Below are 17156 nucleotides of genomic sequence, written 5' to 3'. Positions count from 1 at the left end.
GAGCCGACCGCTCAGTCGAGACCGTTTCGCAGCTCACGAGTCAACGAAGAGACCACGGCAGGCAGGCTGCCGCCGTTGGCCTCGGCGACCGCCAGCTGCCGCTGATAGCTGACGCCCTTCGCGAGGATCAGCTCGACATCCCTCAGCTCGCGTTCGCACCCGAGGCGCTCGGCGATGGGTGCGAGCTCCTCGACGAGCATCCGGATGCCGTCGACGACACGTCCCTGCGCGCCTCCCGGGTCGAGGATGATGTCGGCGTCGATGCCGTACCTCGCCGCCCGCCACTTGTTCTCGCGCACGAACCACGGCTGCAGAGCGAGCGGTTGCTCTCCGAGGTCGAGTTGGTCGGACATGCGCTCGACGAGACAGTGGATGACCGCAGCCAGCGCCCCGAGCTCGGTCGCACTCGACACACCGTCGCACGCCCGCATCTCCACCGTGCCCCAACGAGGCGACGGCCGGATGTCCCACCGCACTTCGCTGTAGTCCCTGATCACCTGCGTGGCGATCAGGTCGGCGACATACGCCTCGTAGTCCTGCCAGCGTTCGAGCTGCCACGGCAGCCCTGCCGTCGGCAGCTGCTGGAACATCAGGGCACGGTTCGACGCGTACCCGGTCGCCACTCCGCCCCAGAACGGGCTCGAAGCGCTGAGAGCCTGCAAGTGGGGATAGTAGGTGAGCAGACCATTCACGATCGGCAGCACCTTGTCGCGGCGCTCGACCCCGACGTGCACGTGCACACCCCAGATCAGCATCTGACGGCCCCACCATTGGGTGCGCTCCAGTAAGTGGTCGTACCGTTCGCTCGGCGTGGTGCGCTGGTCGAACCATTGGGCGAACGGGTGGGTGCCTGCGCACATCAACTCGACGCCGAGCGGGTCGGTGGTCTTTCGAACGTGGTCGATCAGCGTGCCGAGTTCTGCGACCGCATCGGGAACGGTGCGATGCACGCTGCTGATCAGCTCGATGGTGTTCAGCAGCAACTCGTGCGTGATCTGCGGATGCTCGGCGCCGTCGCCGGGCCCGACCGACTTCAGCACCTCGTCGGCGATCTGCACCAGGTCACCGGTGTCGCGGTCGACGAGGGCGACCTCCCACTCGATGCCGACGGTCGATCGCTCCGACGATGAGAAATCGATGCGCATCCGGCCCCCTCACCGAGCGTGTCTCCTTGCATCATCATGAACCATGAGGGTGCCTCAGAGCGTGCCTTCGTCAAGGAACACCCCGGAACGGCTTTCGGATTATCCTTCGAGCCGCGAATCTGCAAGAATGGTCAGTCGAGTTCATACGGGACGACCCTCTATCAGACCGTAGAAGAACTCTCCATCAGACCTCCTGCCGCGTGTGCCCCACGCCCTCGGCAGACAGTTCGCGCGAAACACGTCAAACCTCTGGAGAATTGTGGCTGTCAAGATCCGCCTCAAGCGGCTCGGAAAGATCCGTGCCCCCTACTACCGCATCGTCGTCGCCGACTCGCGCACCAAGCGCGATGGTCGAGTGATCGAAGAGATCGGCAAGTACCACCCCACCGAGGAGCCCTCGTTCATCGAGGTCGACTCCGAGCGTGCCCAGTACTGGCTCTCCGTCGGTGCGCAGCCGACCGAGCAGGTCGCCGCCATCCTGAAGCTCACGGGCGACTGGGGCAAGTTCAAGGGCGACAAGGACGCCAAGAGCACGGTCAAGACGGCCGAGGCCAAGGTCGCGTTCGTCGCCGACGAGAAGAAGAAGCCGGTGCTCAAGCCGAAGACCGAGAAGCCGGCGCCGAAGGCCGAGCCCGAGGCTGAGGCATCCGAGTCCGCCGACGAGACGACCGAGGCGTAATACCTTGCTCGCTCCTGCTCTGCAGCACCTGGTCGAAGGCATCGTCGATCACCCCGGCGATGTGCACGTCGTCGCGAAGGAATCTCCGCGCGGCGAGGTCCTCGAGGTTCGTGTGAACCCCGAGGACCTCGGCCGGGTGATCGGCCGTTCGGGCCGCACCGCGAAGGCGCTCCGCACCGTCGTCAGCGCGCTGGCCGACGGCCGTCGCGTTCGCGTCGATCTTCTCGACTGATCAAGGTGAGCGGGAAGCAACCGAAGGCGCAGCTTCGCGTCGGACGTCTGACCAAGGCCCACGGTCTCAAGGGGGCCATCAAACTCGAGCTCTTCACCGACGACCCGGAGCGTCGCTTCGTGCCCGGTGCCGAGTTCTCACTGCAGGTGCCTTCCGGGTCGAAGTGGCACGGCAAGACCCTCACGCTCTCCGAGCTGCGCTGGTACAACGGGCATCCCGTCGGCTTCTTCAAGGGTGTCGGCGACCGCACGGAGGCCGAGTCGCTGATCAAGGCGATCCTGTGGGTCGACCAGGATGACAGTGTCGAAGAGGATGCCTGGTACGACCACCAGCTCGTAGGGCTCTCCGTGCTCCGCGATGGTACCGAGGTCGGTACCGTGGCTCGTGTCGACCACCTGCCGGCGCAAGACCTGCTCGCGGTCAAGACACGCGACGGTGAGGTTCTGGTGCCGTTCGTCTCGGCCATCGTGCCCGAGGTCGACATCCAGGCCGGAACGGTCACGGTGACTCCGCCGATCGGGCTTTTCGAAGAGGCTCCCGACGATGAAGAGGCCCCTGAGGAGCCGGACGCAGCGGACACAGAGTCCGCGGAGTCGTCCGCCGACTAGCCTCGAGGTGCGGCCGACGCTCGACTCAGACGAGTCTGGCTGACGCGGCGGCGAAAGGACGGCGCTCGACGATGAGACCGGCACCCCATACGACCCACACGGTGGCCAACCAGGCGCCGGATCGCGTCGACGTGAACGAGTTCACGACCCACGCGGCGCTCGTCGAAGGCGTAGCCAGGTTCGACGCCGCCTGGGCGATCGCCGAACTGACCCAGGTCGGCGATCTCGTCGGGGGTGCGGATTTCCAGCGCTCAGCCCAGCTCGCCGAGCGTCGGGAGCCGGTCCTTCGCGCCTTCGACCGGCACGGGAATCGCGTCGACGAGGTCGACTACGACGACGCGTATCACCGCGTCATCTCCGCGTCCGTCGCACATGGCGCGCACACGGCCGCCTGGGCCGATCCGCGTCCTGGCGCGAACGTCGCGCGCGCCGCGACCTTCATGCTGTTCGCACAGGTCGAGCCGGGCCACGCCTGCCCGGTGTCGATGACCCACGCAGTCGTGCCTGCCTTGCGACAGCAGCCCGAGCTCGCTGAGCGATGGATGCCTCGCATCCTGAGCCGCTCCTACGATCCCCGGCTCTACGCCGGCAAGCAGAGCGCGCTGTTCGGCATGGCGATGACCGAGAAGCAGGGCGGCAGCGACGTACGAGCGAACACGACCGTCGCGGTGCGCGACGGCGACGGCTGGCTCATCACCGGGCACAAGTGGTTCTGCTCCGCCCCGATGAGCGACGCCTTCCTCGTGCTCGCTCAGACGGATGACGGCCTCGGCTGCTTCCTCGTGCCGCGCGTGCTCGACGACGGCACCCGCAACGTGTTCCGCATCCAGCGGCTGAAGGACAAGCTCGGCAACCGGTCGAACGCCTCGAGCGAAGTGGAGTTCGACGGGACCGTCGGCTTCGCGGTGGGGGAGCCGGGTCGTGGGGTGCGCACCATCATCGAGATGGTGGCGAGGACCCGCCTCGACTGCGTGCTCGGATCGGCGGCCGGCATGCGGCAGAGCGTCGCGGAGGCGGCGTGGCACATACGCAACAGGGCGGCGTTCGGCCGCACTTTGATCGACCAGCCGCTGATGCGCAATGTGGTCGCCGATCTCGCCCTCGAGTCCGAGGCGGCGACCGCCGTCGCGCTCCGCCTTGCCAGAGCGCATGACGTCGACGCTTCCGACTCCGACGTGGCGTTCCGTCGCCTGGCAACGGCCGTCGAGAAGTACTACGTGTGCAAACGCGGACCAGGCCACGCGTACGAAGCTCTCGAGTGCCTCGGTGGCAACGGCTACACCGAGGACTATCCGCTCGCCCGCCGATACCGCGAGCAGCCGGTGATGGCGGTGTGGGAAGGTTCCGGGAACGTGATCGCTCTCGACATCCTCAGAGTGCTGTCGAGGGAGCCGGACTCCGTCGCTGCTGTGCGGGACGAGCTCGCGTCGGCGGCACCTGCCGACCGCAGGCTGGCCGAGACGCTGCGCTCGATCGACGCGCGCTTGACGCAGGCATCGGGTCGGGATGCGGACGACGTCGCATTCGACGCCCGCCGGCTCGCCGAAGACCTGGCCGTCGCTCTCCAGGCGGCGGTGCTGCTGACCGGGGCGCCGGATGCCGTCTCCGATGCGTTCTGCGCCTCGAGGCTCGGCGTCGAGCGCGGCTCCCTGTACGGAACGCTGCCCTCGGGTGTCGACGTGGCGGGCATCCTCTCCCGCGCCTGAGGCCGATCGCGACCCTAGACTTCACGGTGTGCGCATCGACATCGTAACGATCTTCCCCGCGATCTTCGATGCCCTCGACATCTCCCTGCTCGGCAAGGCGAGGCAGAACGGCATCGTGGATCTGCGGGTGACCGACCTGCGCGATCACACGCACGACAGGCACCGCACCGTGGATGACACGCCGTACGGCGGCGGAGCGGGCATGGTGATGAAGCCCGAGCCGTGGGGCGAGGCCTTGGACGCCGTTCTCGACGTCGGAGATGAGCACAGTGCAGCGCTCGACGGGCGCGACGATCCCGTGGTGATCTTCCCGTCTCCCGCCGGCGAGGTCTTCACTCAGCGGATGGCCCGTGAGCTCTCCGAGGAGTCGCACCTGGTCTTCGGATGCGGGCGATACGAGGGCATCGATCAGCGCGTCTTCGATGAGGCCGCGAGCCGAGCCCGCGTGCATCTGGTGAGCCTGGGCGACTATGTGCTCAACGGGGGCGAGGTCGCCGTCATGGCGATGATCGAGGCGATCGTGCGCCTCATTCCCGGCGTGGTCGGCAATCCCCAGAGTCTCGTCGAGGAGTCGCACGAGGACGGCCTGCTCGAGTACCCGTCGTACACCAAGCCGCCGGTGTGGCGAGGGCGCGAGGTCCCGCCCATCCTGCTCAGCGGCAACCACGGCGCCATCGCGACGTGGCGGCGTGAGCAGCAACTGGAGCGCACGAGGCGCGTTCGGCCGGATCTGATCGGTCCAGACTGAATCGCCCGTCAGCCCGCGGCGAACAGCGGTCGACTCCCAGCCGCCGTCCCTGTCGCCGCGCGTAGTCTGTGGGCATGTGGCTGGGCAGGGCGCTTCTGAGATGGCAGTTGGTCGCCATCCCCGTTCTGCCGTTGTGGCTGCTCGTCGGCTACGGCATCTTCGGCGCAGGCCCTGCCGGCTTCTTCCTGCTGTTCCTCGGCAGCGGCCTCCTGTTCGTGTTCCTCGCGGTCATCGCCGGGATGACGCGCCTCCGTCCCGCGGTGCGCGAGCGCCGCGCGCTCGGCGGATGGGACATGGTGCTGCTCGTCGCCTGGCACCTCGCGTTGATCGGTCTTGGGTTCTTCGGAGCGACGGGCATCGCGTTCGGTGTGGCGAGCGTCGTGCTCGGCCTCGGGGTCTTCTGGCTCACGGTCTGGGAGATGGCTCGCGAGTGGCGTGATCGGGTCGGAGGGGTCGCGGCACAGACATCCACCCCGCCGCCTCCCACCAGACGCCCCGGCGACGACGGAGACGTCATCATCGTGCACGAGACCGGTCGCTGAGCCCAGCCGACCGGTGAGGCGGCTGACAGAAGCCGCCCCGACTACGCCGGTTTGGACGGCTCCTCGCTTCATGGCAGAATGGAAGACTGTGCCGCGGCACGGTCTCTGCCTCCGGGGAGACACGCACTGCACACCGGGTCACCACGACACCGGGCGCGAACGGCACTCGATCATCCTCACGTCATCATTTGATCCGTGCTCGACCGGTTGCGGGCACAGAGAGCGAATTCATCATGCACATCCTCGACGTCGTCGACGCCGCTTCGCTGCGTTCGGACATTCCGGAGTTCCGCCCCGGCGACACCGTCAAGGTGCACGTCAACATCACCGAGGGAAACCGCTCCCGTATCCAGGTCTTCCAGGGCGTCGTCATCTCGCGCTCGGGCGAAGGCGTGCGCGAGACGTTTACCGTTCGCAAGGTGAGCTTCCAGGTCGGTGTCGAGCGCACGTTCCCCGTGCACTCGCCGGTCATCGACCACATCGAGCTCGTCACCCGCGGTGACGTTCGTCGCGCCAAGCTCTACTACCTGCGCGAGCTGCGCGGCAAGAAGGCGAAGATCAAGGAAAAGCGCGACGCGTAGTCCGCGCAACCTTTAGCACGACATCGGACTGCGTGTTCGCAGCCGATACTGAGCTCCCGATCCCGTATCGTGGCTATGCCGCACAGCGGCTCAATCGGTTCGGAAGCGCGGGGCAACTCGCGCTTCTCCAACCTCAGTCGCCGATACACTGGCTCGGGAGCTCAGGCGGTTAAATGACGGACGACACTCTGCCCACTCGATCGGATCGCGTGGCTTCGGAGAAGAAATCACGCCAGCGCGGCGTGAAGCTGTTCCTTCGTGATCTGGTGATCATTTTCCTGGTCGCCATTCTGGTCTCGTTCCTGATCAAGACTTTCGTCGTCAGGTCGTTCTACATTCCGTCTGGGTCGATGGAGAACACGCTTCAGATCAACGATCTGATCATCGTGAACGAACTCGAGCCGAATCTGATGCCGATCAAGCGCGGCGATGTCGTGGTCTTCACTGATCCGGGCGGTTGGTTGCCGCCCGCCGCGCCGAGCAACCAGAACCCGGTCGCCGCCGGCATCGAGTGGGCGCTGTCCCTAGTCGGACTTGCGGCTCCCGACAGCGACGACCACCTCGTCAAGCGAGTGATCGGGCTGCCCGGCGATCACGTCTCATGCTGCAACGCGCTGGGGCAGCTGGTCATCAACGGCTCCCCGATCTCGGAGCCCTACACGGTCATCCCACCTGGCGAGACCGACGCCGCCAGCGTGCACTTCGACGTCACGGTGCCCAAGGGCGACCTCTGGGTGATGGGCGACAACCGCTACAACTCGCAGGACTCGTCACGCAACCAGAACCTTCCGGGTAAGGGCTTCGTTCCGATCAAGGATGTCGTGGGCCGGGCCATCGTGATCAGCTGGCCGATCAGCCACTGGACGTGGCTTTCGAACTACCCAGAGGTCTTCAGGGGCGTCGAGGACGACAAGCAGTAACCTCGACCACGTGGTGACCGCGAAGAAGACCGAAGGTGCGTCGGGGCGCACGACCGCCAAGGCGAAGAAGCCCGCTCGTCCCGTGGTCCCGAGCTACCGCTTCGAGAAAGAACTGCACGCCGCCGGCAACGTGACGGTGATCGGGTGCGACGAGGTCGGCAGGGGCGCGCTGGCGGGTCCCGTCGCCGTCGGCATGGTCGTCGTGGATGCCCAGGTCGGTCGCTGGCCGAAGGGCCTGCGCGACTCGAAGATGCTGCCGGAGCCCAAGCGCGAAGAGCTCGCACCCCTGTGCATGTCGTGGGTTCGCTATCACGCCGTCGGAATGGCCTCTGCCGCGGAGATCGATGAGTTCGGCATCATGGCCTGTCTCAGCACCGCCGGCGCGCGCGCCTTTGCTACGCTGCAGGCCGCCGGCGCCTCGTTCGATGCCTGCACCATCGTGCTCGACGGCAATTACGACTATCTCTCGCGTGCGCTCCCGATCAGCGTGCCCGTCGTGCCGCGCATCAAGGCCGACCAGTCCTGCGCGTCCGTCTCGGCGGCATCCGTCATCGCCAAGGTGCATCGCGACGCGATCATGATCGAGCAGGATGCCGTGCATCCCGGATACTCGTGGGCGAGCAACAAGGGCTATTCGTCGAAGGAGCATTTCGACGCACTCGGACGGCTCGGCGCGAGCCCCCTTCATCGGCGCACGTGGTTGAAGCCGGAGCGCACCGAGCCACTCGCGCTTGACGGCCTGGAGCTCGACAGCATTCAGATCGACGGACTCGAACTCGGCGAGGTCCCGCCGATCGTGCTCGACCATGCCGTCGAAGGGCGGCAGCCTGCAGCGTAGACTTGCGGGCGATGGACGAGGACGAATTCGACGACTACGACCGCGAAGTCGAGCTGGCGCTGTATCGCGAATACCGCGACATCGTCTCGCAGTTCAAGTACGTGATCGAGACCGAGCGGCGCTTCTATTTGGCGAACGAGGTCGAATTCGTACGCCGTGACACCGCGAACGACTTCTATTTCGAGATCACCATGCACGACGTCTGGGTCTGGGATGTCTACCGCGCAGACCGCTTCGTGAAGTCGGTTCGCGTGTTGACGTTCAAGGACGTCAACATCGAGGAGCTCTCCAGCAAGGAGTTCGAGATCCCGAAGGAACTCGCGCTCGACGAGTAGGCCGCCGCGCCTTTCAACCATCCCGGCGGCGGGCGGAAGCCTCTGCGTCCCCAACCGCGGTATTCCCGGTGTCATTCGATGGTGACGCTCGCCCGCCTCGACGCGCGGCTGCTTCCCTCCACGCTGGCAGGGGAGGCATTCGATGGCGAGAAAAGACGAGCTGGGCAGGCGAGGCGAAGACCTGGCCGCACGGTATCTGGCAAGACGCGGCTACCGTGTTGTCGCCCGGAATTGGCGATGCGCACTCGGTGAGATCGATCTGATCGTCGAGCGCGGAGGCGAGGTGGCGATCGTCGAGGTGAAGACGCGTTCGTCCGTCGCTTTCGGGCATCCGTTCGAGGCGATCACACCGGCGAAGGCTGCAAGGCTGCGACGACTGACCGCGCAATGGTGTGAGCAGAGCAGCGTGCCCCATCGTGAGGTGCGGGTCGACGCCGTTGCTGTGATCGCTCCCGATGGCGCCCGCGACAGCGACGTGGAGATCGAGCACCTCGTGGGGATCTGCTGATGGCCATCGCGCGCACCAGCGCCGTCGCTCTCGTCGGTCTCAGGCCCAGCATCGTGGATGTCGAAGCGGACATCTCTCCGGGGCTACCCGGTTTTGCTGTGATCGGGCTTCCGGATGCCGCACTCGGCGAATCCCGAGGCCGCGTGCGTGCCGCGGCCCTCAACGCGGGGCTTCCGATCACCTCACGCAAACTCACGATCAATCTGTCGCCGGCGGCGCTGCCCAAGCACGGAGGAGGGTTCGATCTCGCGATCGCCCTCTCTGCACTGGCCGCTGCGGGAGACGTGTCCGCCGAGTCGGTCGCCTCGACCGTGCACATCGGCGAGCTCGGTCTCGACGGGCGGCTCAGGCCGACGCCCGGCGTGCTTCCCGCTGTCATCGGAGCCGCGAGCGCGGGACTGAACAGGGTGATGGTGCCGTCGGCGAACGCCGAAGAAGCGCGACTGGTTCCCAACGTCGAGGTGATCGCCGTTCCGTCCCTCAGGGAGGCCGCCATCAGACATGGCGCCGAACTCGAGCCCGTGCCTGTCAAGCCGTGGCCGTCCGCCGGTGCTTCCGGGGACGAACCTCACACGCCTGAACTGAGTGACATCGTGGGCAACGACGACGCCATCGAAGCGCTGACCGTCGCGGCTGCCGGTGGGCACCACATGTTCCTGCTCGGGCCGCCGGGCGCTGGCAAGACCATGCTCGCTGAGCGGCTTCCCGGGCTCCTGCCCGACCTGGATTCCGATGCGTCGCTGGAGGCGACGTCGATCCGCTCACTCACCGGCGCGGCAGCCTCACGGCTCGTCACCCGACCACCGTTCGAGGCGCCGCACCACACGGCTTCAGCGGCCGCGATCGTCGGAGGCGGCAGCGGTCGCATCACTCCAGGAGCCGCCGTGAGGGCCTGTCACGGCGTGCTCTTCCTCGACGAGGCGCCCGAGTTTCCGGCGAGCGTGCTCGACGTGCTGCGTCAGCCGCTGGAATCGGGTGAGATCCGCATCCACCGTGCCAACGCGGTTGCGACGTTCCCCGGTCGCTTCCAGCTCGTCATGGCAGCCAACCCGTGTCCGTGCGGCCAATACGGAGCACCGGACGGCGAGTGCACCTGCGCCCCGTCGGTGCGTCGCCGCTATCTCGGCAAGATCTCGGGGCCTCTGCTGGATCGGGTCGACGTTCGGCTGACCGTTCGGCGGGTGACCGCCACCCAGCTGAGGCTCGGTGCCGAGACCCCGCGCATCACGACAGCGGATGCCAGGGCTCGCGTGATCGCCGCCCGCGAGGCGGCCGCGGCTCGTCTGGCACGAACACCGTGGCGCACCAACGCTCAGGTTCCCGGTTCGTGGCTCCGCGAGGGCGCGCGGCTGCCGGCGGGTGCCACCGCCGTCCTCGACAGGGCGCTCGAGCGGGGAGCGATCACCATGCGCGGCTACGACCGTTCGCTTCGACTGGCGTGGTCGCTCGCCGACGTGGCAGGAGCCGATCGGCCGACGGCCGAGCACATCGGCGTCGCGCTGTACCTGCGGAAGGGAGCATGAGGGTGAGCATCTTCGGACTACCCGAGCCGCGACTGCGCGACCTCGTGCAATCCGTGAGCGGCGATGTCGTGCTGGAGGAGGCAGCGGTCGCTGAACGGTTCGCACGCGCCACCTGGACCGTCATCGCGGAGCCTGGCGATGGAGCCGCCGGCGCTCTGATCGCCGAGGTCGGTCCGTCCGCTGCCTTGTCGCTCGTGCTCGATAACGAGCACGCCTCAGCGACGTCGACGAGCTCGGCCCTCGCCTCCGGGCTGGATCGATGGAAGCCACGGCTGCGGTCGCTCGACGTGGAACGAGCGCTCCAACTCGCCGCACGCGTGGGCGCGAGGCTTCTTGTGCCGGCGGAGACGGGAGGGGATGCGAGCGCGTGGCCGCACGGCGTCGACGACCTCGGCGTACATGCACCCGTCGCTTTGTGGGCTCGCGGCGATCCCGCCAGGCTGAGCAGCCGGCTCCCGGGGATCGCGCTCGTCGGAGCGCGGGCCGCGACGGGCTATGGCGAGCACGTGGCTGGGGAGATCGCCGCAGGGCTCGCAGAGCGAGACCACGCGATCGTGTCGGGCGCCGCCTACGGCATCGACGGCATGGCCCACCGGGCAGCCCTGGCCGCGGGCGGTCCCACCGTCGCGTTCCTCGCCGGCGGGGTCGACAGGTTCTACCCGGCCGGCCACGACGAGTTGCTGCACCGCATCGTCGGTCGCGGCGTCGTTGTCTCCGAACTGCCCTGTGGGGCGGCTCCCACGAAGTGGCGTTTCTTGGAGCGGAACCGGCTCATCGCTGCCGCCTCCGCCGCGACGGTCGTGGTCGAGGCGGGAGCACGATCCGGGTCGCTGAACACGGCGGGACACGCTGCGACTCTCGGGCGCCCGCTCGGCGCCGTACCAGGACCGGTGACGTCGCCGACATCTGCCGGCTGCCACCGCCTCCTCCGCGAGTACGACGCCGTCTGCGTCACCGACGCGGCCGAGGTCGCCGAGTTGGTCGACGGATCAGACACGTCGTCTGGGCCGAACCGACCGCGCGACGACCCCGACACGATCCGCGTACTCGACGCTATGACGACCCGATCGGGGCGTACCCCTCCTGAGATCGCGGCACAGTCCGGACTCGCGATCGCGACGGTGCTCGCGGTGCTGGGGACCCTCGCGGTGTCCGAGAGGGTGCGCGAGGTGCCGGATGGCTGGGTGGCGGTATCGCGTCGGACCTGACGACTCCGGTCATGACGCCGCTGGTTCCGACGAGGTTGAAACGCCCGACCCCAGGGTGTCGAGTGTGCGACGAAGGAAACCGCAGCCAAGCTGAAGACGTGCGATGGGACGACGCCATCTCGGGGTTCGAGCGATACCTGAGTGCTGAGCGCGGGTACTCGGCGAACACGGTGCGCGCGTACATCGGCGATCTCAGGGCGCTCGCCGACTTCGCCGAGCACGAGGGTGCGGACGATCCCTCCGCCGTAGGGCTCGCCGTGCTGAGGGACTGGTTGTGGAGGTCGCAGCAGAGCGGGCTGGCCAAGGCCTCCATCGCCCGCCGCGCCGCTGCAGCGAAGGGACTCACCGCGTGGCTGGAGCGCACCGGCTGCGCATCTGTCGACGCCGGGCGCAGACTGCGCGCACCGAAGGCTGATCGCAGGCTGCCGCGAGTGGTCGGCAAGGACCAGGCATCCGCACTGCTGGAAAGCCTTGCCCACGACGCCGAGTCGGGCGATCCCGTTGCGGTGCGCGACCTCGCGGTCGTGGAGCTGCTCTATGCCTCAGGGTTGCGAGTCTCCGAGCTGACAGGCATCGATCTCGACGACCTCGACCACGAGCGTCTGACCGTGCGAGTGGTCGGCAAGGGATCGAAGGAGCGCGTGGTGCCGTTCGGTGTGCCGGCGGAACACGCAATGGACCGATACCTGCGCGCGGCGCGTCCTGCCCTGTCGGCCAGACGCACCGGCGAGGCGCGACCAGGCGATGCGCACGCGCTGTTCCTCGGCGCCCGAGGCGCGCGTCTCGACACCCGAACGGTGTATCGCATCGTCTCGTCCCTGCTCGCCGACCTGCCGGGCACAGGGCCATCCGGACCGCACGCGCTCCGGCACACCGCGGCCACCCACTTGCTCGACGGGGGCGCAGATCTGCGTGCCGTGCAGGAGCTGCTCGGCCATGCCAGCCTCGGCACCACCCAGATCTACACGCACGTGTCGACGGAGCGGCTGAAGGAGAGCTACCAGAGGGCGCATCCGAGGGCCTGAAGGACCACCATCAAGCGCGGGTACTGCGGGGCGTTGCGCTTGGCTCAGCGCGACGCGCACGACACATCGCGAAGTGCAGCGGTTCAGGCGATGGCTCAGCGCATCGGGAGCAACACTGCGCGCGGCACCCCGCCGAAGTACAGCATGGGTGAGACGTACTGCCCGTCGATGCGAACGCCGAGGTGCAGGCATCCGCTCGAGCAGTGTCCGCCGGTCGATACGACACCGATTGCTGAGCCCTCGGCAATGGAATCGCCCGTCTTGAAATCGCTCCTCACCGGTTCCATGCTGATGAGGAGACCATCCCGCGTCTCGATGGTGATCGTCGGTCGATCCACCACGACGCCGGCGAAGTGCACCGCTCCCGCGGTCGGCGAGACGACGACAGCGCCTTCGCCGGCTGCGATGTCGATGCCGCGGTGGCCGGCCGAGTACCGCGACGCGGGGGCCTCGAAGCCTCGAAGCACCCGACGAGCGCCCAGCAGTGGCCACGTCCACTTGTCCGCTGCCTGCGGTCCCACATCGAAGGCTGCCGACCGACCGATCGAACGGAAAACGACCCCGTCGCTCCCGCTAGAGCTCGCGCCCGCGCTCGCCGGATCGGGGGTTCCGACGAGCACGAGCGCGAGTGCCGCCGCCGACACGGCCAACCCCGCTCGGGTTACGGAGTGACGGTGCGGCGACGGCATGGCATCCAGACTGCGCCGCGACGCACGCGGAGAGTCGTAGGGGAGTGGCTTCTGTGGACAACCATGCCGGTCGCCGGCTGTGGACGCAGAGTGTGTCGAATCGCGCGGGATGCCGAGTGCACGAGGACGGCGATCGCGCAAGGGGTCCGACACGACACGAGGTGGCAGGGCTCCTGAGCCCTCTGCGGTGCTAGCGTGCAGACAGGACAGAGGGGGGAATCCGACATGTCTGACGAGCATTCGCATGCGCAGGACACCGACGCCGAATCCACGACCGGAACGGCGCACAGGGGCAAAGTCCTAGGAATCACGATCGCGGCCGCGCTGGGCGGCTTGCTCTTCGGATTCGATACCTCCGTGATCAACGGAGCGGTCGACTCGATTCAGAGCACCTTCCATCTCGACTCGGCCTTGGTCGGGTTCACCGTGGCGATCACGCTCATCGGGTGCGCGATCGGAGCATGGTTCGCCGGCCAGCTCGCCGATGCATGGGGCCGCAAGGCTGTCATGGTGATCGCCGCGATCCTGTTCGTCGTGAGCTCGCTCGGATCCGGTCTCGCCTTCGCCGACTGGGACCTGATGGTGTGGCGACTCATCGGCGGGCTGGCGATCGGTGCGGCATCCGTGATCGCTCCCGCGTATATCGGCGAGATTGCCCCGGCGAAGCTCCGCGGCGGGCTGAGCTCACTTCAGCAGCTCGCGATCACCCTCGGAATCTTCCTCGCCCTGCTCTCGGATGCGGCGCTTGCGGGCTCTGAGGGCGACGCCCTCCGGGAACTGTGGTTCGGGCTGCCGGCATGGCGCTGGATGCTCCTCGTCGGCGTCATCCCGGCTGTCGTCTACGGCATCCTCTCGCTCTCCATTCCGGAGTCGCCCCAGTATCTGGTGCGCAAGGGCCGACGCGACGAGGCCAAGGCCGTCGTGCGCGACGTGACGGGCGCCATCGACATCGACCAGCGCATCGGCGAGATCGAAGACAGCCTCGAGAGCCAGCGTCGCGCCCGATACCGCGACCTTCGTGGAAAGGCATGGGGACTCCAACCCATCCTCTGGGTCGGTCTCGGCATGGCCGCCTTCCAGCAGTTGGTCGGCATCAACGCGATCTTCTACTACTCCACGACGCTGTGGAAGTCGGTGGGCTTCAGCGCGAGCGACTCGTTCATCACCTCGGTCATCACGTCGGTCATCAACGTGGTGCTCACGTTCGTGGCGATCCTCTTCGTCGACAGGGTCGGCAGGAAGCCGCTGTTGCTCTGGGGCTCTGCCGGAATGTTCGTCGGCCTCGTGCTTGCGGCGATCTCGTTCTCGCAGGCCCATGTCTCAGGATCGAACGTGACGCTGCCGGAGCCGTGGGGCGTCATCGCTCTGGTCGGAGCGAACCTGTTCGTCATCTTCTTCGCGGCGACCTGGGGACCCGTGATGTGGGTCGTGCTCGGCGAGGTGTTCCCCAACAAGATCCGCGGCATCGGTCTCGGCATCGCTGCCGCCTGCAACTGGGTCTTCAACTTCTTGGTCACCCTGCTGTTCCCGATCCTCAGCCAGGCCGTCGGCCTCGGATGGGTGTACGCAGGCTTCGCACTGTTCGCAGCCCTCTCGTTCTGGTTCGTGTTCTCGGCCCTGCCGGAGGTCACGGGGCTGGAGCTCGAGGACAAGACCAAGACGCAGGTGCACAGGGACCGCGCGGCCACCGCGTAAGCCGCTCAGCGCGGCCGAAGCTGCCGCGATCCCGATGCTATGATTGTCGGGCACCCCGCCCGTCGGGGTGACTACGCGCGCCCGTTCGCCTCGAACATCAGGCGCAAGCATCCAACGGTCTTCGACTTCGGTCGAAGCGGATGCCTGCCGGGCGCCAGGCGCGAGGACCATCCGGTTTCTCGCGAGACAACCGACATGACATTCCGCGCGCCTGCGCTCGAATGTCGAGAAAAGGAGAACGGCCATGGCCGTCGTCACCATGCGCCAGCTGCTCGACAGCGGCGTGCACTTCGGACACCAGACCCGTCGCTGGAACCCGAAGATGAAGCGCTTCATTCTGACGGAGCGCTCCGGCAGCTACATCATCGACCTTCAGCAGTCGCTCGCGTACATCGACAAGACGTACGACTTCGTCAAGGAGACGGTCGCCCACGGTGGCACCATCCTCTTCGTCGGCACGAAGAAGCAGGCCCAGAACGCCATCGCCGAGCAGGCGCAGCGTGTCGGCCAGCCCTACGTGAACCAGCGCTGGCTGGGCGGTCTGCTCACCAACTTCCAGACGGTCTCCAAGCGTCTCGCCCGCATGAAGGAGCTCGAGGAGCTCGACTTCGAGGGCACCACAAGCGGCTTCACCAAGAAGGAGCTGCTGATCAAGAAGCGCGAGCTCGACAAGCTCCACAAGTCGCTAGGCGGCATCCGCAACCTGAGCAAGACTCCGAGCGCACTCTGGGTGGTCGACACCAAGAAGGAGCACCTCGCCATCGACGAGGCGAAGAAGCTCGGCATCCCGGTGATCGCCATCCTCGACACCAACTGCGACCCCGACGAGGTGCAGTACCCGATCCCGGGTAACGACGACGCGATCCGCTCGGTCGGCCTGCTCACCCGCATCGTCGCCGACGCCGCGGCCGAGGGCCTCATCCAGCGCCACCAGAAGCCCGAAGAGGGCGAAGAGGGCGCCGAGCCGCTCGCCGAGTGGGAGCGCGACCTTCTCGAGACCGGTGACGGTTCCGTGCAGTCCAGCGCCGAGACCGCCAAGGTCGCCGACGCCGACCTCGCAGAGGGCAAGGCAGAGGCTGCCGCCATCGTCGACGAAGAGGCCGAGCAGATCGAGGCCACCGAGTCCGAGGCCGACGCCGAGGGAGCATCCAGCGAGGCCGCAGAGGTCGTCGCGGCAGATGCGATCGCCGAGGGCGACGCCGCAGAGGCCAAGTAGCCGCACTCCAAGCAACCGCACTTTCGAACCGAGGAGTCACACCACATGGCAAACGTCAGCATTGCCGACATCAAGGCGCTGCGCGAGCAGCTCGGCACCGGAATGGTCGACACCAAGAAGGCGCTCGAGGAGGCCGATGGCGACATCGAGAAGGCCACCGAGATCCTGCGCCTGAAGGGTGCCAAGGGCAACGCCAAGCGCGCCGACCGCTCCACCAGCGAGGGCCTCGTGACCGCTCGCGAGCACGGCGGTCGTGCCTACATGCTCGAGCTGAACTGCGAGACCGACTTCGTGGCGAAGAACGACAAGTTCATCGCGCTGGCCGGTGGCGTCGAGGAGGCCGTGATCGACGCGGCCGCGACGACCCTCGAGGAGGCGCTCGCGGCTCCCGCCGCCACCAAGACCGTTGCCGAGGTCATCAACGACGAGGCGGCGATTCTTGGCGAGAAGGTCGAGCTGCGCCGCTTCGTCAGCCTGCCGGGCGAGAAGTTCTCCGTGTACCTGCACCGCACGTCGAAGGACCTGCCCCCGCAGGTCGGCGTTGTGCTCGCCTACTCGGGCGACGACGCCGAGACCGCTCGCAGCATCGCGCAGCACATCTCGTTCGCCAACCCCGAGTACCTCACGCGCGACGACGTTCCGGCCGAGTCGGTCGAGAACGAGCGCCGCATCGTCGAGGAGATCTCGCGCAACGAGGGCAAGCCGGAGGCGGCGCTGCCCAAGATCATCGAGGGTCGCCTCGGCGCCTACTTCAAGCAGGTCGCCCTGCTCGACCAGGACTACGCCAAGGACAACAAGCTGACCGTCGCCAGGGTCGCCCAGGATGCCGGTATCACCATCACCGGTTTCGCCCGGTTCAAGGTCGGCGCTTAAGCAGAAAGAGAAGGAGTCCGGATCGTGACACGCGATCCGGGCTCCTTTTCTGTGTGCTCCGAAGCCGGCCACCATTACGTTAGAT

Annotated in this window: 19 protein-coding genes; 17 read left to right on the top strand and 2 right to left on the bottom strand. The window is 67.1% G+C overall.

Annotated features, from left to right (window positions below):
• Positions 1-11: 11 nt before the first annotated feature.
• Positions 12-1145: a glutamate--cysteine ligase 2 gene (locus tag ACYVDN_RS05970; RefSeq protein WP_460569402.1), complete on the bottom strand. Its 1134-nt coding sequence runs from the start codon at positions 1143-1145 to the stop codon at positions 12-14.
• 259 nt (positions 1146-1404) lie between these two features.
• Between ACYVDN_RS05970 and rpsP the strand changes: the two genes are divergently transcribed.
• The 14 genes from rpsP to ACYVDN_RS05900 all read left to right on the top strand — a co-directional run bounded on the left by rpsP (position 1405) and on the right by ACYVDN_RS05900 (position 12598).
• Entirely contained in the window at positions 1405-1824 is a 420-nt protein-coding gene (gene rpsP, locus ACYVDN_RS05965; protein ID WP_460569400.1) for a 30S ribosomal protein S16, read from the top strand.
• A 4-nt stretch (positions 1825-1828) separates the two neighbouring features.
• Positions 1829-2056, top strand: a complete 228-nt coding sequence (locus tag ACYVDN_RS05960; protein WP_460569398.1) for an RNA-binding protein — start codon at positions 1829-1831, stop codon at positions 2054-2056.
• A gap of 5 nt (positions 2057-2061) precedes the next feature.
• Entirely contained in the window at positions 2062-2664 is a 603-nt protein-coding gene (gene rimM, locus ACYVDN_RS05955) for a ribosome maturation factor RimM (protein ID WP_460569396.1), read from the top strand.
• A gap of 71 nt (positions 2665-2735) precedes the next feature.
• On the top strand, positions 2736-4370 hold the full coding sequence (locus tag ACYVDN_RS05950) for an acyl-CoA dehydrogenase family protein (RefSeq protein WP_460569394.1): 1635 nt from the start codon (positions 2736-2738) through the stop codon (positions 4368-4370).
• A gap of 28 nt (positions 4371-4398) precedes the next feature.
• Positions 4399-5118, top strand: a complete 720-nt coding sequence (gene trmD / locus ACYVDN_RS05945) for a tRNA (guanosine(37)-N1)-methyltransferase TrmD (RefSeq protein WP_460569392.1) — start codon at positions 4399-4401, stop codon at positions 5116-5118.
• Between the two features lie 74 nt (positions 5119-5192).
• Positions 5193-5660, top strand: coding sequence for a hypothetical protein (locus ACYVDN_RS05940; RefSeq protein ID WP_460569390.1), 468 nt, complete (start codon positions 5193-5195; stop codon positions 5658-5660).
• A gap of 233 nt (positions 5661-5893) precedes the next feature.
• On the top strand, positions 5894-6241 hold the full coding sequence (rplS, locus tag ACYVDN_RS05935; RefSeq protein ID WP_460569388.1) for a 50S ribosomal protein L19: 348 nt from the start codon (positions 5894-5896) through the stop codon (positions 6239-6241).
• Between the two features lie 173 nt (positions 6242-6414).
• Positions 6415-7161 carry a S26 family signal peptidase gene (lepB, locus tag ACYVDN_RS05930; protein WP_460569386.1) on the top strand — a complete coding sequence of 249 codons (747 nt, stop codon included), beginning with the start codon at positions 6415-6417 and terminating at the stop codon, positions 7159-7161.
• Positions 7162-7171: 10 nt separating this feature from the next.
• A complete protein-coding gene (locus ACYVDN_RS05925; protein WP_460569384.1) occupies positions 7172-7999 on the top strand; it encodes a ribonuclease HII in 828 nt (275 codons plus the stop codon).
• An 11-nt stretch (positions 8000-8010) separates the two neighbouring features.
• Positions 8011-8334, top strand: coding sequence for a DUF2469 domain-containing protein (locus ACYVDN_RS05920; RefSeq protein ID WP_460569382.1), 324 nt, complete (start codon positions 8011-8013; stop codon positions 8332-8334).
• Between the two features lie 142 nt (positions 8335-8476).
• Positions 8477-8842, top strand: a complete 366-nt coding sequence (locus tag ACYVDN_RS05915; RefSeq protein ID WP_460569380.1) for a YraN family protein — start codon at positions 8477-8479, stop codon at positions 8840-8842.
• The gene (locus ACYVDN_RS05910) at positions 8842-10365 is read left to right on the top strand and encodes a YifB family Mg chelatase-like AAA ATPase (RefSeq protein ID WP_460569378.1); all 1524 of its coding nucleotides are present in this window, start codon (positions 8842-8844) and stop codon (positions 10363-10365) included. Before ACYVDN_RS05915 ends, ACYVDN_RS05910 begins: the two co-directional genes overlap by 1 nt.
• Positions 10362-11573, top strand: coding sequence for a DNA-processing protein DprA (dprA, locus tag ACYVDN_RS05905; protein WP_460569376.1), 1212 nt, complete (start codon positions 10362-10364; stop codon positions 11571-11573). Before ACYVDN_RS05910 ends, dprA begins: the two co-directional genes overlap by 4 nt.
• Positions 11574-11671: 98 nt before the next feature.
• Positions 11672-12598, top strand: a complete 927-nt coding sequence (locus ACYVDN_RS05900) for a tyrosine recombinase XerC (protein WP_460569374.1) — start codon at positions 11672-11674, stop codon at positions 12596-12598.
• Positions 12599-12693: 95 nt separating this feature from the next.
• On the opposite strand, the gene ACYVDN_RS05895 is transcribed toward ACYVDN_RS05900, so the two are convergent.
• Positions 12694-13287 (bottom strand): peptidoglycan DD-metalloendopeptidase family protein, encoded by a 594-nt coding sequence (locus ACYVDN_RS05895; RefSeq protein ID WP_460569372.1) that lies wholly within the window; start codon positions 13285-13287, stop codon positions 12694-12696.
• A 225-nt stretch (positions 13288-13512) separates the two neighbouring features.
• On the opposite strand from ACYVDN_RS05895, the gene ACYVDN_RS05890 reads away from it, so the two are divergent.
• From ACYVDN_RS05890 to tsf, 3 genes are all read left to right on the top strand, one after another.
• A complete protein-coding gene (locus ACYVDN_RS05890; protein WP_460569370.1) occupies positions 13513-14982 on the top strand; it encodes a sugar porter family MFS transporter in 1470 nt (489 codons plus the stop codon).
• A gap of 244 nt (positions 14983-15226) precedes the next feature.
• A complete protein-coding gene (rpsB, locus tag ACYVDN_RS05885) occupies positions 15227-16198 on the top strand; it encodes a small ribosomal subunit protein uS2 (RefSeq protein WP_460569368.1) in 972 nt (323 codons plus the stop codon).
• Positions 16199-16243: 45 nt separating this feature from the next.
• Positions 16244-17071 (top strand): translation elongation factor Ts, encoded by an 828-nt coding sequence (gene tsf / locus ACYVDN_RS05880; RefSeq protein WP_460569366.1) that lies wholly within the window; start codon positions 16244-16246, stop codon positions 17069-17071.
• Positions 17072-17156: the final 85 nt, after the last annotated feature.

The sequence above is a fragment of the Humibacter soli genome (assembly GCF_054779035.1).
The sequence above is the reverse complement of the archived record's forward strand: the minus strand, read 5'-3'. Positions and strand labels throughout refer to the sequence as shown.